At 47.3% G+C, this 16,401-nt stretch carries 11 protein-coding genes; 6 read left to right on the forward strand and 5 right to left on the reverse strand.

Going from position 1 to position 16,401, the window contains the following annotated elements:
* Window positions 1-20 precede the first annotated feature (20 nt).
* Window positions 21-2,192 (reverse strand): polyphosphate kinase 1, encoded by a 2,172-nt coding sequence (gene ppk1, locus L5M51_RS01285; RefSeq protein WP_028760273.1) that lies wholly within the window; start codon window positions 2,190-2,192, stop codon window positions 21-23.
* Between the two features lie 376 nt (window positions 2,193-2,568).
* Here ppk1 and yegD point away from each other — a divergent pair, with 376 nt between their 5' ends.
* Both yegD and L5M51_RS01295 read left to right on the forward strand, forming a co-directional pair.
* Window positions 2,569-4,035: a molecular chaperone gene (yegD, locus tag L5M51_RS01290; RefSeq protein WP_263144667.1), complete on the forward strand. Its 1,467-nt coding sequence runs from the start codon at window positions 2,569-2,571 to the stop codon at window positions 4,033-4,035.
* A gap of 45 nt (window positions 4,036-4,080) precedes the next feature.
* Entirely contained in the window at window positions 4,081-4,569 is a 489-nt protein-coding gene (locus tag L5M51_RS01295; RefSeq protein WP_131525552.1) for a CreA family protein, read from the forward strand.
* A 156-nt stretch (window positions 4,570-4,725) separates the two neighbouring features.
* On the opposite strand, the gene L5M51_RS01300 is transcribed toward L5M51_RS01295, so the two are convergent.
* The 3 genes from L5M51_RS01300 to pdsR all read right to left on the reverse strand — a co-directional run bounded on the left by L5M51_RS01300 (window position 4,726) and on the right by pdsR (window position 9,098).
* Window positions 4,726-5,925 (reverse strand): cystathionine beta-lyase, encoded by a 1,200-nt coding sequence (locus L5M51_RS01300; RefSeq protein ID WP_263171189.1) that lies wholly within the window; start codon window positions 5,923-5,925, stop codon window positions 4,726-4,728.
* Between the two features lie 229 nt (window positions 5,926-6,154).
* Window positions 6,155-8,314 (reverse strand): proteobacterial dedicated sortase system histidine kinase, encoded by a 2,160-nt coding sequence (gene pdsS / locus L5M51_RS01305; RefSeq protein WP_263171191.1) that lies wholly within the window; start codon window positions 8,312-8,314, stop codon window positions 6,155-6,157.
* A gap of 91 nt (window positions 8,315-8,405) precedes the next feature.
* Window positions 8,406-9,098 (reverse strand): proteobacterial dedicated sortase system response regulator, encoded by a 693-nt coding sequence (gene pdsR, locus L5M51_RS01310; protein ID WP_263171194.1) that lies wholly within the window; start codon window positions 9,096-9,098, stop codon window positions 8,406-8,408.
* Between the two features lie 258 nt (window positions 9,099-9,356).
* Here pdsR and pdsO point away from each other — a divergent pair, with 258 nt between their 5' ends.
* The 3 genes from pdsO to L5M51_RS01325 all read left to right on the forward strand — a co-directional run bounded on the left by pdsO (window position 9,357) and on the right by L5M51_RS01325 (window position 13,311).
* Entirely contained in the window at window positions 9,357-10,187 is an 831-nt protein-coding gene (pdsO, locus tag L5M51_RS01315; protein ID WP_263163079.1) for a sortase-associated OmpA-like protein PdsO, read from the forward strand.
* Between the two features lie 87 nt (window positions 10,188-10,274).
* Window positions 10,275-12,593, forward strand: coding sequence for a marine proteobacterial sortase target protein (locus L5M51_RS01320; protein WP_263171195.1), 2,319 nt, complete (start codon window positions 10,275-10,277; stop codon window positions 12,591-12,593).
* Window positions 12,594-12,603: 10 nt separating this feature from the next.
* Window positions 12,604-13,311, forward strand: coding sequence for a class GN sortase (locus L5M51_RS01325; RefSeq protein WP_263163076.1), 708 nt, complete (start codon window positions 12,604-12,606; stop codon window positions 13,309-13,311).
* 105 nt (window positions 13,312-13,416) lie between these two features.
* Here the strand turns inward: L5M51_RS01325 and L5M51_RS01330 are convergent, their stop codons facing one another.
* Window positions 13,417-14,442 (reverse strand): GGDEF domain-containing protein, encoded by a 1,026-nt coding sequence (locus L5M51_RS01330; RefSeq protein ID WP_028760265.1) that lies wholly within the window; start codon window positions 14,440-14,442, stop codon window positions 13,417-13,419.
* A gap of 210 nt (window positions 14,443-14,652) precedes the next feature.
* On the opposite strand from L5M51_RS01330, the gene L5M51_RS01335 reads away from it, so the two are divergent.
* Window positions 14,653-16,275, forward strand: coding sequence for a M28 family metallopeptidase (locus tag L5M51_RS01335; RefSeq protein ID WP_263171197.1), 1,623 nt, complete (start codon window positions 14,653-14,655; stop codon window positions 16,273-16,275).
* Window positions 16,276-16,401 lie beyond the last annotated feature (126 nt).

The raw sequence follows: 16,401 nt of genomic DNA on the forward strand, positions 1-16,401 counted from the left end.
AAGCGATATAAAGCCAGCGATTAGCTGGCTTTGGCCCGTAACTCAGGTGTTATGTCAGGCTGAGTTTTCACTTCTCGCTCAGCGTCACCCTCATGGGTGGACATACGTAAGGCATTAAATTCTTGCAGTTGGCGCTTCTCATAATTAATCAGATATTGATAAATGGCAATTTGAGAACGCACTTTTCGTTTGTTACCGCGATTCCGATAAGGATTACTTTGTTCCTTGTTGATGACACGTGCTTTAGTGTTGTCATTGAACTGTAAGGATAAAATATCCATTATCATCTGTTTTAGGCGCAGATCATAAATCGGCACACTCACTTCGACGCGATTATCTATGTTGCGGCTCATCCAGTCGGCGGAGCAGATAAAGAGTTTGTTCTCTCCACCCGCGTGGAACAGCATCACCCGCGAGTGTTCGAGGAATCGGTCGACGATACTATAGACTTCGATGTTGTCGCTGATCCCCGGAATTTGCGGGATAAGCGAACACATGCCGCGAATAAGTAACTTGATTTTGACCCCAGCCGCCGAGGCTTCATAGAGCTTTTGTACTAAGGATTCATCGAGTAAGTTATTTAGTTTTAAGGTAATCGCCGCCTTCATATGGCTTTGGGCATTGACGATTTCATTATCAATCAAGTGACTCAGTTTTTGTCTGGCATCGTAGGGCGACACGATTAAATGCTGGAAGTTATCGCGGCGATACGGATGCTCAATTAAGTCAAACACTTGCTCCACTTCACGGGCAATTTCTTGATTGGCGGTGAACAGCGACAAGTCAGTGTAGACCCGCGCCGTGCCTTCGTTAAAGTTGCCTGAGCCGACGTGACAATAAAGTTTGATTTCCCCTTGTTCTTCGCGGCCAATTAAACACAACTTGGAATGCACTTTTAAGCTGGTGATACCGTGGTGAACTTTGACGCCCGCTTCGGCCAAGATGCGGGTCCATTCGATGTTGGATTGCTCATCGAATCTGGCCCTGAGTTCAATTACGGCGGTGACTTGTTTGCCGTTCTTCACTGCATCGATAAGCGATTGCATCACATGGGATTTTTTCGCCACTCGATATAAATTAATTCGAATAAAGCGCACCGCCGGATCGTAGGCCGCTTGGCGCACCATTTCGGTAAAGTGGGAAAACTTATGGTACGGATAATTGAGCATGATATCGCCCATCCGAATCGCATCGAAACTGTTGGCACTGCGGCCAAAACCTGCACTATTGAGCGCCGGTAGTTTTTCGTTTTCGAGGTAGTCGCGGCTCGGGTTGGGGAAGGCGATAAAGTCTTTAAAGCTATGGTAACGCCCGCCTGGGATCAAACATTCGGTCGAGCTGATGTTCAGGTTTTCTTTGAGCATCACCAACATGTGTTCGGGCATTTCTTTGTCATACACTAAGCGCACAGGCTCGGCGGTAAGACGTTTTTTCAATCCCTTGGTCATTTTCTCCAGCTGGGTTTGTTCAAGCTCGTCAGTGATATCAAAATCGGCATCGCGGGTTAACTTCATCGAATACACTTCGATAGCATCGTACTCGAAGAAGGGACCAAAGAGTTCATCCACGCAGTGGCGAATAATGTTATCTAATAAAATCAGATATTTTTTCGCTTTACTCTTTTCGGCTGGGAGTTCGATAAATCGCGGTACATTTTTAGTCGGCACTTCGACTAAGGCGTATTGGCGGCGAGCTTTAGTGAACAAACACACACACAAATAGGTGGCGTCGTCGTTGATTTGCTTGATCAGATCGCGATTATTATTGACCATAAGCGGCGCTATATGGCGTTTGAAATGGTCTCTAAAATGCTTTTTCAGCCAGTCGCTGTGGAACTCGCTTAATTGTTTCTCATTGATTAACAAAATATTACGGCGCACAAGTTCGCGCATTAAATCCGTGTATATGCCATCGAACCTTTCTTGCAATGCCATGACTTTCGATTGGATCTTGGCCATTAAATGGCGGCTATTACTGCGACCTTCCTGCAGGGATGACAGCAAAATGGAGCGTCTGACCGCAGCCACACGCACCCTAAAAAACTCATCCATGTTATTGGAAAATATCCCTAAAAAGCGCACTCGCTCCACTAAGGGAACATTGTGATCGCAGGCTTCTTGCAATACCCGCTCATTAAAAGACAACCAAGAGAGTTCTTTATCAATCGAAAGTTTATCGGTATTCGGGGACACTGCACAGCTCCTTTAAGCAAGCGTCATGGCGCAATATACAATAGCATTCATCCGCCGTTGTGCAATCAGATTTACTGCCGACAAGTGAAGGAATTTCAATGATAAATATTGCGTACACGCCAAAATCAGTCTGGGATTTATCTGGGATAAAGATACGAGGGAAATATGTCAACTTGATGACGAGTGTGACAGAAATATGACCTTATGATGATCATCTTGGATTGAGCTTAAATTCTGTTCGCGTCACTGCGATTTAAGCCTTGAGAAACTGTGCAAGCGTGGCTTACTGGAGAATAAATCCGTCAGTGTTAACTCCTTGGGCATTATCGCAAACTATGTTATCTTGCTCGGCTTTTTTATCGCGGGAGTAAAAGGTATGTTTGTTGGATTTGATTATGGTAGTGCTAACTGCGCCGTAGGGATCATGCTGGATGATGGTGTGCAGTTATTGGCGTTATCAGAGCAATCAGCTTATTTGCCTTCGACCTTATACGCGATGGACAGGGAACTGATCGCCGAGGCGGTTTATCGTGGCCTTCCCACTGAATTAAAAGCCGATTACGCCAAAAAGCGCGCCGCGCAATTGAGTCGCGCCCGTATGGTGCGCCATGAGTTAGATCTCGATGCCGATGTTCAGGCTGTATTTGTTGGCGAGCAGGCGGTGAGCGCGTATTTAGAGATGCCGGAGGAGGGATTCTATGTCCGTTCGCCAAAATCCTTTTTAGGCGCGACAGGGCTTAGACCCGAACAAGTGGCCCTGTTTGAAGATATTGTTACCTTGATGATGCAGCATATTAAAGTGCGCGCTGAATCTGTGTTAGTTGAAAAAGACCTTGTGAAACAGGGTAGCACTGCGATGATCACCCATGCGATTATTGGTCGTCCGGTGAACTTTCAAGGCATAGGCGGTGAAGAGAGTAACCGTCAGGCCGAAGCTATTTTGACCTTAGCGGCAAAACGCGCGGGTTTCATCGACGTTGATTTTCTGTTCGAGCCGTTAGCGGCGGGGATGGATTATGAAGCGACCTTGACCGACAACAAAACGGTATTGGTCGTCGACGTAGGCGGCGGTACAACGGACTGCTCTGTGGTAAAAATGGGACCCGCCCATAAACAAAAAGCGGATCGCAGTGAAGATTTCCTCGGTCACAGCGGCCAGCGGATCGGCGGTAACGATCTCGATATCGCCCTTGCAATGAATGCCTTTATGCCGCACTTTGGTTTAGGTTCCTTGATGATCAATGGCAAACCTATGCCCAGTAAAACCTTTTGGAATGCGGTTGCAGTGAATGATATTAGCGCCCAGCGAGAATTCAGTACCTTAAGTAGCCGTAAATTGATTGATGAATTGGTTAAAGAAGCCGAGCAGCCACAGTTACTGAAGCGATTGTTAAAGGTGCAACAGCAGCAGTTAAGCTATCAACTGGTTCGCCAAGCCGAGCGTGCGAAAATTGCACTGTCAGATACCGATAATACTGATGTTAATCTGGATTTTATCGAAGCGGCGCTGCACGCAGGTGTGAGTTGTGAATTGTTTGAAAATGCCATTGAGCCGTCGCTGACGAAAGTGGAAGCCCTGATGCACCAAGCGCTCACGCAAGCTGCAAAAACTTTGGCTGCAACAAATGTCGCGGTAAACCGCTCAGCAACAGAGGATTTATCCGCTGAAGCAGAGTGCAGACCCGATGTGATTTACGTGACGGGTGGTACGGCACGAAGCCCTGCGATTTATGCGAAAATCGCTGGTATTTATCCCGATATTCCGGTCGTGGTCGGCGATCACTTTGGCTCTGTGACAGCCGGGTTAACCCGCTGGGCACAAAAATTATTCGCTACGTATTAATATATAAGCGCTAGCATATAAGCACTAATGTAAAAGGATGTATGAATGAAAACTCTGTTGAAGTGTGCGTTTGCGGCCTCTGTAGGTTTATTGCTTGCGGGTTGTGGTGACGATGTGGGTAAGGTGAGCTTAGGGCTTTTTACCACTAAAGATGTGATTATTGATGCTAAAAACGATCCTAAAATACCTGGGGTGACTTGCCATATCAGTCGTATCGAAGCCAATTTAGATTTTGCTGATCCGTCCGATATGGGGATCAGTTGCCGTCAAACTGGGCCAATTACTGCGGCCGATCTGGCGAAGATAGACATGGGGAAACACGGCGAAGTGATTTTCACTGAATCCCTGAGTATTTTATTTAAGTCATTAAAAGTGCGTAGAATTTACGATGCGCAAAATCAGACTCTGTTGTATTTGTCCTATTCGACGAAAGAGACCAATGGCAGCCATAAACATGCGCTCTCAACAGTGCCGCTTTATGGCTCTGCGGCTTGGGTCGATCCTGCATTAAGTATTGGAACGAAAGCGAATTAATCACCGTAGAGTTTATGATTTAGCGGTTTATTTGCGATAAGCATAATGATATTGCAATAAAAATTCGTATTTGTGTCAGTATCGATAAGAGAAGGGGCGGAATATTTATTCCGCCCCTTTTTTATATTCTGCTAGCACTTAGTACATTAAATATCGTTACTTAGCTTTGGCCGCCAATACTGCGTTAAAGCGTTCAAACCCAGCACTGAGATCGGCGATTAAATCAGCGGGATCTTCTAAACCAATATGTAAACGGATCAAAGGTTTGCTCGCATCCCATTGAGTCGCCGAGCGGATTTTTTCAATGCCGAAAATGCCGAGGATTAAACTCTCGTAGCCGCCCCAAGAAAAGCCCATCTTAAAGTGACTCATATTTTCAACCAGTGCGGTGACCGCATCGCCATCGCACTGTTTTAAGATAAAGGAGAACAAGCCGTTGGAGGCACTAAAGTCGCGTTTAAAGAATTCGTGCCCAGGGCATGTCTCGAACGCGGGGTGACGCAGATGATCGACTTCTGGCCGGGTTTTCAACCAGTTGGCTACTTGCAGTGCATTTTTTTCATGCTGCGCCATACGCACGCCTAAGGTACGTAGGCCGCGGGCAGCAAGGTACACATCGTCTGGCGATGTGGTTTGTCCCATTAAATAACTGTGTTCACGTAATTGTGGCCAGTATTTTTCGTTGGCCGTGGCCGTGCCTATCATCACATCCGAGTGACCGACGATGTATTTGGTCGCCGCTTGAATTGAGATATCTACACCCATTTCAAAGGGTTTGCTATTGATGGGCGAGGCCCAAGTGTTGTCCAGCATAGTGATCAGCCCATGTTCGTGGGCGATGCGGCACAAGGTCGGTACATCTTGTACTTCCATGGTGATGGAGCCCGGAGACTCTAAAAACAGTACCTTAGTATTGGGGCGAATGAGGTCGCGAATGCCTGCGCCAATCAGCGGATCGTAGTAAGTGGTTTCGATACCAAAACCGCCGAGAATATGGGTGCACAGATCCCGCGTTGGCTCATACACGCTATCAACCATTAACAGATGATCGCCCGTTTTTAAAAATGACAGTAGCGCCGCACTGATCGCCGCAGCGCCAGAAGGATACAGCGCCGTACCGACGCCGCCTTCTAGTTCGGCAATCGCGGCCTGAAAGGCAAAATGGGTTGGGGTGCCACGGCGGCCATAAAACATCTCGCCATTGGTTTTATTTTTCGCGGCGTGGCGCATTTCATCCATGGTTTCGAAGACGATAGTCGAAGCGCGAAAGACGGGCGGATTGATCACGCCTTTGGTCCATTTTTTGTCTCGACCTAAGCTGACGATTTGAGTGGCTTGATGATGTTTATCTGTCATTGGATCATTACCTTGGCATTTAGGTTGAACGAAGAGGTTGAACAATTTGGGAGAATAATTGGCGTTTCTAATCGATTGTTATGGCGGTCATCTTAGCATCTGCCCGCATAAATGACAGGAGGCGCGTGATGAGTTTGGCTCATGTTATTGGCCTCCTGTATTTTAGCTGTTGAGATTATGACGCAGGGCTTAAAAGCTGTAACACGCTTAACTTAAAGCCCGCATGTTCTTAATTTAAAGGTAAGGTAACAAGGATATCCACACCATTATGTTCGCTGCGATTACGGGCAAGGATTTGTCCTTGGTGGAACTCGGCGACCAATCGCGCGATATACAGACCTAAGCCTAGGTGGGGTTTATCTTGGGCTTGATTAATCCGCACCGACACCATGGAATCGAAAATCTGCTCCGACATATCAATGGGCAGTTCAGGTCCTAAGTTGCTGATAAGCAGAGTTGCTTGCTTACCCACTTGGGTGAGTGTGACTTCGATAGCACTGTCTTTATGGCAAAACTCAATGGCGTTGGCGATAAGTTTGTCCATTAACTGGGCGATATATTCTGGCACCCCTTGCATCATCAGTGGTTGCTCGGGCACTTTCACACTAAAGCCTTGTTCTGGATAGGTCATTTGATAACCTTGCATACAACCGCTGACCACTTGAGAGAGTGGGAACTTAGTGATATCGGCCTGCGTTAAACTCTGCTCTAAGCGTGTTGCCTCGCTCATGTTATTTAAAATCATACTTAAGCGGCTGACACCTTCTTGGGCGCGGTCGACATATTTTTGCGTGTCTTTATCTAAGGTTTGCAGGTTTAAATGCTCAAGGGATGAACGCACCACAGCCACGGGCGTACGTAATTCATGGGACAGGCGCGACGACATGTTTTCTAGATAGTGAGTGTACTGCCCCAGTCGTCCCACAATGCTAGAGAAGCTACGGGACAGATCGCCAATTTCATCCCGAGCTTTCGACGGTTTGAGGTGATTACGCACACGGCCTTGGCTGTCGATGGCATTTTCGGCTTCATCGCGCAATTTACGAATGCGGTTAGAAATACTCGAGGCGAAGAAGAACAGCGCCAAGGTGCCCATACTCATTATGGTCAAAATCACGTTAAAGAGCTTTTCTAGCGCTCGGTTACGTAGAGTTCGAATACCGTGGGTGGTTTCTTCGGCGACGACGGCACCCATCACATTATTATCAATCCAAATGGGGCTCGCGGCGGCGAGTACCACAGCTTTGTTGTCTGGGGTTAACCGCCAAGTCGAACTTTGCTGACCCCCGAGGGCTTTTTGGATATGACTGCCGTCAAGCTCGGTGGAATCTTGTAAGGAATCAATAAAGTCTTTGGGCGGTTTTGTGAGAATTTTATAGTACAGCGGATGCAGATAATCACGCTTGAAGGTATCCCACAGCGCGGTGCTCTTTTCATCTTCTAAGGTGCGGGTCCATACACTGTCATTCGCGCGAATGTCGCCGGATTTTGCCAGTACGCGACCGTGTTTATCGACCACCCAAATACGTGAGCTATAGTGGCTCATGCCTTTGATAATACTTTCAATTTCCGGTGATGGTACCAGCACTGTGCCGAGATTGTCGACCGTATCTAAAGCCGAGGTGCCGACAACTGCAGCGACATCACGGTATTTGCTGTCGTTGACATCGGCAATGGCAAATCCGAGTTTGCTGCCGACCATGTCTAAGGGAATACGCAGCTCGACATTGTAGCCCACATCGGTCGTCGCCCATTGTCCTTGGATGCGCACCTCAGGTGTGACGGGCACAGTTTGCTTAGGATTAGCGGGTAATTCGAAGGCGCTGATCCAGCCGGGTTGAGTCGTGGCAACGATATAGCGTTTGAATTTATTGTCGGGCGCGAGTGTTGCAATCGAGAGATGATCGTTTCTATCGACACTTAGGGCATTTTTACCCCGCAGTACCACTGTTGGATCAATGACTTGAAAAAAAGCATACAGATAACCATCGTATTGGCCGACCATGTGGGTAAAGCTTAAGGTCAGGGGAGCGTTCGGATCGGCACGCATAATTTGGTGCGCCTCACCGTATTGGATAAATCTGTGCTGATATTCCTGCCATTCGTTGAGTTTGCCGTCGAGTAGAATCGCCCCCGCCAGTGGATAGGCGTATAGATCGCGGCTTTTTTCTACTTGCTTTAAAAAACTCGCTTGCCCATCGAACAATTTTGGCCGCTCGTGCAGCGCGGTGGCCAGTGCTTGAGTGGTGCCTTCTAAGGTGCGTTCTTGGCCGTGGCGAAGATACTTTTCCATTTCCCACACATATTGGTACCCCAACCAAGGTAGGCAGAGCAAGAACAGGCTAAGGCCGATGACTTTAGTGCGTAGACCAAAGGGGAAACGTGTCATAAGTTAGGGATCAGCATTAATGGGTTTAAAAGTTCATTCATCCAAGGTTATCTGGTTCAACGCCGCGCTTAAAGGTTGGTTAAGCCATAGATCAGGCCAAGCTGTCCCAGCGATAACCCATACCATAGACAGTATCAATACAATCAAACTCTGGCGCGGTAGCGATAAACTTTTTGCGAATGCGTTTCACATGGGAGGTGATAGTGCTGTCATCGACAAAGATTTTAGCCTCTTGCATTAATTCATGGCGACTGCGTACATGGCCTGGATGTTTGGCTAACGCATGCACCATCCAAAATTCGGTCACGGTAAGTTCGATTGGTAACTGGTTCCAATAGACTTGCATGCGATTGGCATCAATGGTCAGTGGGCCACGTTCGAGCAGGTTTTCCTGCGCTGTTTGGCTGGTCGCAAGTTCAGAGCGTCGAAATAATGCGGCTAAGCGTGCGGTTAAATGGGGGAAACTCACTTCTTTGCTCAAGTAATCATCGGCGCCTAAACGCAGGCCACACACAGTATCAAAGTCACTGTCACGGGCGGTTAAAAAGATGATCGGCAGCGTGCTCGACATGGCGCGCAATGACTGACATAGCATAAAGCCGCCGTCAATTTCATTACCTAAGCCTATGTCGATAATGGCTAAATCCGGTAAACGGGTATTAAAGGCTAGCATGGCCGATGGTCTGTCGGCGTAGGTTTGCACGCTGTAACCGTGTTGTTGCAGCACGTCCTTGTAATTCTCGCGAATGGCCGCTTCATCTTCCACTATGGCGATACGCTTCATAGAGCCGTATTCCTATTGACTTGGGGGAGTAAGTTTTCGTGACTATACAGGATTTTACCCGAGAAAAAAGGCCACAAATGCAATTGCCATTTTGTTGCCACAATTGATAGTTGCATTGCCATTTTCCATCCCTGCTCATGCCATTCCACTTGTGTTTAATAGCCCCATTCAGTTTTGTACCCGTTTGACCTGATGTGGTGTTGAGTGGATTGCTTCAGGTACGAGTCCAAGCTCAGCTAATAATCAAAAAGGAATGAGATGATGAAAAAGACACTAATTAATCTATTGGTTTTGAGTTTATTAAGCGCACCTGTAGCCAGTGTGTCGGCGCGGGTTTCACTTCAAAACCAAGTGATAGGACAAGACCTCACCCTAGAAAATGATGCCTATGCTAGCGGTATAGCGATGGATGACGAATACGCAAGCGAGGACGAACAACCGGAAGCCCTCATTGGCCTCGGTGGTGGAGCCTTAGTGGGGGCGTTAGTCGGTGGTCCAGTGGGGGCTATTATTGGTGCGTTCACTGGCACCTTAATTGGCAAATCAGTCAGCGATACAGACACACTGCACGTTCAGCAAAGACAGATCCATTTGCAAGAGTCCCAGTTATCCGAGTGGAGTGTAAAACAGCAAGCCGCCGAAAAACGAGCGAGCGAATATACCAAGGCGCAGCAAGAGCTTGATGAGTTGCTGTCAGCGCAACGTCAATTGCTCAGTGAACTTGCCTTGGGGCTTAGCGTACAGTTTCGTACCGGTTCCTCTGAGGTTGAATCGCATTTTTTGCCTCAATTAGATGATGTGGCTGAGGTGATGAATTTGTCACCAGAACTCAATCTTGAGCTGAAGGGCTATGCCGACCGCCGTGGTGATGAGAGTTACAACCAAGCCCTTTCTGAGCAGCGTCTACTGGAGGTGCGTGGCTACCTGATTAAGCAAGGCGTCACTGCCGAGCGTATGACCACTCAAGCCTTTGGCGCTTTATCGCCTTTGCAAGCCGACCAAGACAGAGAATCGGATGTGTTCGACCGCCGCGTGACATTAACACTACAGCCTCATTTGGCCTTGACGGCCAGGCATGCTGCTGACTAGTGGTCAATTTAAGTAGTCCATTTTACGTCGTTCATATTAACGACAACCAACATCAGTTCATATTTGTTAATAAAGGAAGCCTTTGTGATGATCACAGGGAAAAGGGTAAAAGAAGTGAGTGAAGCGGTAGCGGTATTGCTGATCAGTGCCGCCGTGTGTTGGGGTTTGCCCTTTGTGGCATTGGCTTCGCCTAATAGTACCGGCACATTATCTGTGCCACAGAATATGGCTTCGGCATTGGTCGGGCAAAATAGTGCTCACAGAACGGCAGAGTCACACATCATTAATTACGATGATATTACGCAGGGGCTGTTGCTTTATCGCCAGCCGAGCGGTGCTTGGGTGCCATCTTTGCCGCTCGATACACAAGTGTCGATGCAAGTCTCTGGCTTAAGTAATCGCGTGAGCGTGAAACAGGTTTTTCGCAACAATACTGAATTTGTGTTGAATGGGCAATATTTGTTCCCGTTGCCCAATGAGGCTGCGGTGGATTCGTTGCGATTACATATAGGCCAGAGAGTGATCGAAGGGCAAATTCATCCTAAGGCTGATGCCAAGCAGATTTTTGAGCAAGCGAAAGCTGAAGGCAAACGTGCCAGCTTAGTGAGCCAAGAGCGGCCTAATATGTTCACGACCGAAGTCGCAAACCTAGCACCTCAAGAGGAGCTGATTGTAGAAATCAGCTATCAGGAGACCATTAAATATGAAGATGGTTTGTTTAGTTTACGTTTTCCGCTGGTGGTCGCGCCCCGTTATATTCCGGGATTAACATCGGATTCAAGTGCTAGCGACTCACATGATCCTATGGCACAGGTGCGCCAATCAAGCCGAGTGACAAGCTCGCAGGTGTTTGATGCTGACCGGATTGTGGCACCAGTGCGGCATACGGCCAGTGGACGCGATCCTGTGCTGAAGGCAGACATTCAAGTTTTACTCTCAAAGGGGGTTGATAAAGCGTCCATTGAGAGTCCTTACCATGACATCAAACTCAAGCAAGACAACAGCGGCGCGGTCGATGTATCGCTGGCGCAACGTGTGCCCGCTAATCGTGATTTTGTACTGCAATGGCGAGTACAGCAGGGCACGAGCCCAATGGCTTGGGTGTTTAATCAGCAAGGTAAAACCCATAAGCTCGATGGCGAAAATCTGTCTCAGGATACACTTGAGACAAGTAAAACCAGCGGCGTAAATGATGATAATTACAGTCTCGTCATGGTGTTGCCTCCTAAGGTTGAAAAGAGTACTCAGCCGAGTTTGCCCCGTGAATTAATTTTAGTGATTGATACTTCGGGCTCTATGGCGGGGGATTCTATCGTTCAAGCTAAAAATGCACTGTTATACGCGTTAAAAGGACTGAAGCCGGAGGACAGTTTTAACATTATCGAATTTAACTCCAGTTTGTCTCAGTTCTCAACAGTGTCATTACCGGCGACCTCGTCGAATTTGTCACGGGCCCGTCAATTTGTGAGCCGTTTACAGGCCGATGGTGGCACTGAAATGGCGTTAGCACTGGACGCTGCCTTGCCAAAATCTTTGGGCAGTGTATCGCTTGATGCAACGCAGCCTTTGCGCCAAGTGATCTTTATGACCGACGGCTCTGTGGGCAATGAACAAGCGTTATTTGATTTGATCCGTTATCAAATAGGTGAGAGTCGCCTATTTACTGTCGGCATAGGTTCGGCGCCTAATTCTCACTTTATGCAAAGGGCGGCTGAACTCGGTCGTGGCACTTTTACCTATATTGGCAAAGTGGATGAAGTCGATGAGAAGATCAGCGCCTTACTGAGCAAAATTCAATATCCGGTGTTAACCGATATTCAAGTGCGTTTTGATGATGGCAGTGTGCCCGATTACTGGCCATCACCGATTGCCGATCTGTACCGCGGTGAGCCAGTGCTCGTGAGTCTAAAGCGCAGCGCCCGTGAGCCACAGGAGTTAGTGATTTCAGGACGCCAAGGGCATCAAAACTGGCAACAGTCACTCTCGCTGCAGGACAACTCCGCAGGATTGATGACCCATCAAGGTGCGGGTTTAGATTTGCTGTGGGCGCGTAAACAGATTGGTGCATTGGAGTTGAGTAAAAATGGCGCGAATGATGACAAGGTCAAACAGCAAGTGACGGCCTTATCAATGAATTATCACTTAGTCAGCGCCTATACCAGCTTAGTGGCGGTGGACTTAACCCCAATTGATTCAACTGCAATGAGCCGTGATGCCGTGGTTCGTCAGCACTTGCCCTTAGGTTGGCAACCTTTTGGCGCCTTGCCGCAAACCGCGACGTCAAGCCGTTTGGATATGTTATTAGGTGCGCTGACCTTGCTACTCGCCTTGATTCTTACTGGATCGATTGTTCGACAAAGACGGGAAGAGAAGGCGGCCTTGGTGGCACTTACCAGTGAACGATGAGTTAAGCGCGATGAGCAAAAGCAGAACACAGCGATTTTTAGTGGTGGGATTATTTTTAATTGGCGCAACATTGTTAGGAAAGGGACTCTATATGCAAGCTAAAGCACACTTTGCCCAGTATTTGATTGAACAGGCGTGGACTAAAACCTTGGTTGATGGCCAATCCCATAAACCTTGGTCATGGGCGGATACCTATCCCGTGGCAAAGCTGTCTATTCATCGTGAGCAAGTGGCGGCGAACAACAATATTGAAGCAGAGCTTAATGACAGTTTATATGTTCTTGCGGGGGCTTCTGGGCGAAATTTGGCCTTTGGTCCGAGTCTGGTGTTGTCCAGTGCGCCAGCGGGGCAAAAAGGCAATACTGTGATTGCCGGCCACAGGGATACGCATTTTGCGATACTCAATGGCATGGCCGTGGGGCGTCGATTATCGTTACAAACGCTTAAAGGCAATCACATTATTTATGAAGTGGTGGCGACTCAGGTCGTACATGAAACAGAAACTCACTTTATGGCGCCATCCGATGATAATCGCTTAACGTTAATTACGTGTTATCCCTTCGATTCACTTCAAGGCGGTGCTGAACTGCGGTTTGTGGTGCAGGCGATCCCCGTCGAAAATGAGTCGATGGAAACACACGGTACGAATGCATCCGTTTCAATAGGGAGTGGCGTGCAAGGAAATATTGGAACTGTTTCTCGCAGTTTCAAACATTAATCTGAAATCTAATTTAAATCCTTCATATAGCTTTCAAAAAAATGCTCTTTTGTTAATCATCTTAGCCTGAAGCTGAATTATCGGCTTCAGGCTAAGTTATAACCATCAGTTACTGATAGGCAGCACACGATTTCGTCCTAAGCGTTTGGCTTCATAAAGTAATTTGTCTGCCGCTTCAATCAATTGCATACCCGTTTGTTTTTCTTGCCATTGGGCGACGCCAAAGGAAGCACTGATATTATTGATGCGTTCGTCTTTGCGTCTGTCTTTTAAACTGAGTTTTTCGAGTCCACGGCGCATAGCTTCGGCCAGTTGCCTTGCGATACGTAGCTGACTTTTAGGGACAATAATCGCAAATTCTTCACCGCCAAAACGATACAGTTTCGTGCCATCGCGGCAGGATTCCTGTAGTCGTTTCGCCACGGCGCGTAACACTTGGTCGCCGAGCTGGTGGCCATAGGTGTCGTTAAACACTTTAAAATGGTCGATATCGGCCAAGATCACACAAGTGCCTAAGGGGGCTTGGGCTATCATTCCTGCAAAATCAGTGTCAAAGGCGCGGCGATTAAAGCAGCCCGTCAGTGCATCGTAGAGAACGTCTTTTTCTGTTTGTTCAAGTTTTTTCTTTAGTGCGTCTATTTCGGTTTGAGCCTTCTGCAGCTGACCGGTAAAGAACTCTGTGCTCGAGCGAATATTGTCCGACTCTTTCACTAAGCTGCGGACCAGATCGAGTACTTGTTCGACGCTAAAGCCTTCGTCTTCGATGCGGTTGAGCTTTTCAAAATTACTTTCGATACGCGACTGGAAGTCATTGGCATCTAGATTGGTATCTTTGAGTGATTGGGAAAGCTCAGTCACCATAGCATCCAGATTTTGGCGCATTTCTCTGACATCGAGTTCAACTGGGTCGGCAACATATTGGCGATACAAGATTTCGCTACTGACAGGAGGGCAAGTGTTGTATTGGGCAATTACAGTATCGAGTTGTTGATTTAATTCGGGATTTTGTTCACCAACATAAGTGTACCAAAGCGCATAGTTAACGGGTGTAGTCGGAATTTTATGTTTGAGCATCAGAGGCACTGCTTTTTTGAGGTTCAGTGCAGCGGCTTGTAATAACTCTAGCGACATATTGTTACCTTACTCAATGAAAATACACGGATATATTAAAATTTTTGCTATTTTTTATTCTGTTGCAGTCAGATTTAGGTCAACGACAAGAATATCGGTCAGATGGAGACATGATTACCGTTTACTCTTGGATGCAGCGACTCCGTTTGCGCTAAGACTTCCATCATAAATTAAAGATGATATGGTAAAGTCTATCCTTAAAACCAAATAATGATAATAACTTGGGAGAAAGTTGTGAAAAATTTAATCATAACCACAAGTCTGTTGGCCACTATCTCATTACCTGTCTTTGCTGAAACGGCATTTGTGAAAAGTCTCGATCTCGTGCAATACCGAACCGATGTGAAAACCTTAGCGAGCGATGCTTTTGGGGGACGCGCGCCCTTATCTGAAGGAGAGACCTTAACTTTAGACTATTTAGTGACAGCATTTAAAGATATGGGTCTCAAACCCGGATTTGGCGATAGCTATTTACAGGCGGTTCCTTTGGCGCAAATTAGTGCCGATCAAAACATGCAGCTTGATATTGGCGGACTTAAATTTGCCAATGGCAGTGAATTTACCGCGAGAACCCAAAGAATCGCCGAAAAAGTCAGCTTGAATAAAAGTGATGTGGTATTTGTTGGCTATGGTATCAATGCACCCGAATATGGCTGGAATGATTATCAAGGGTTAGATGTAAAAGGCAAAACGGTCATCGTACTCGTGAATGACCCCGGCTTTGCGACCCAAGATCCAACAATATTTAAAGGCAATGCTATGACCTATTATGGTCGCTGGACTTATAAATATGAGGAAGCGGCGCGTCAAGGCGCTGAGGCCGTGTTTATTGTTCACGAAACAGCGCCTGCCGCCTATGGCTGGGGTGTGGTGCAAAATTCCAACACAGGGACTAAGTTTACTCTGGTCGATGCCAATAATAACCAAGGTCAAGTGGGCGTGATGGGCTGGGTTCAGCACGAAACCGCACAAAAAATCTTTGCCAAAGCGGGATTGGATTTTGATACCTTAAAACGGCAAGCAGCCAAGCCAAACTTTAAGGCTATCCCACTTAAGCTGAGTGCGCAGCTCACCTTAAACAATAAAATTGAACGCGCCGAGTCCCATAACGTCGCGGCCTTACTACCCGGTAAAATGCGCCCCGACGAAGTGGTGATGATGCATGCCCATTGGGATCACCTCGGTACTGTGATTGAAGACGGTAAGTCAGAGATTTTAAACGGTGCGGTCGATAATGCCAGCGGTGTGGCGGGGGTTTTAGCGTTAGCGCGTTACTTCAAACAGCAGGCTAGCACGGCGCCACTGGATCGCTCGGTGCTCTTCAGTGCCTTTACTGCAGAAGAAACGGGTCTGATTGGTGCACAGCATTTTGCTCAGCATCCCAGTGTGCCAACCAAAAATATCGTCGCCTTTTTAAATATCGATGGCATGAATGTAAATAAAGGCGTGGATTACATTTTGCGCTATGGGGAAGGGGTATCTGAGTTGGAGCAATACTTAGATAAAGCCGCCAAAGCCCAAGACCGTTCGGTTAAAGCGGATCCAAGACCACAGAATGGATTGATGTTTAGATCAGACCATTTTGCGCTGGCCCAGCAAGGTGTACCAGGATTGTTATTTATGAGTCTTGGGGATACAGATCCTGACTATATTGCGCATAAATATCACCAAGGAGCCGATGATTATGATCCAAATTGGACGTTGGAGGGGGTGAGTCAAGACCTAGATTTGATCGCCAGTATGATAACCACCTTAGCGAATGGTTCAGATTGGCCCCATTGGCTTGAATCATCAGACTTTAAAGCCAAACGTGAGCAGGATGGTCGTAAATAGGTTTAATGGGTTGAATTATGAGGGCGTCCAGTAGGCGCCCTTATTTTTAGCACTAATTTGGGCTAGGGTTCGGGCAACTGTTTGAGCGAGAAGGGGTGTTTAATACAATATGGGAAGAGATTTTAT

The sequence above is a fragment of the Shewanella sp. SM73 genome (assembly GCF_025653795.1).
Lineage (GTDB): Bacteria > Pseudomonadota > Gammaproteobacteria > Enterobacterales > Shewanellaceae > Shewanella > Shewanella oncorhynchi.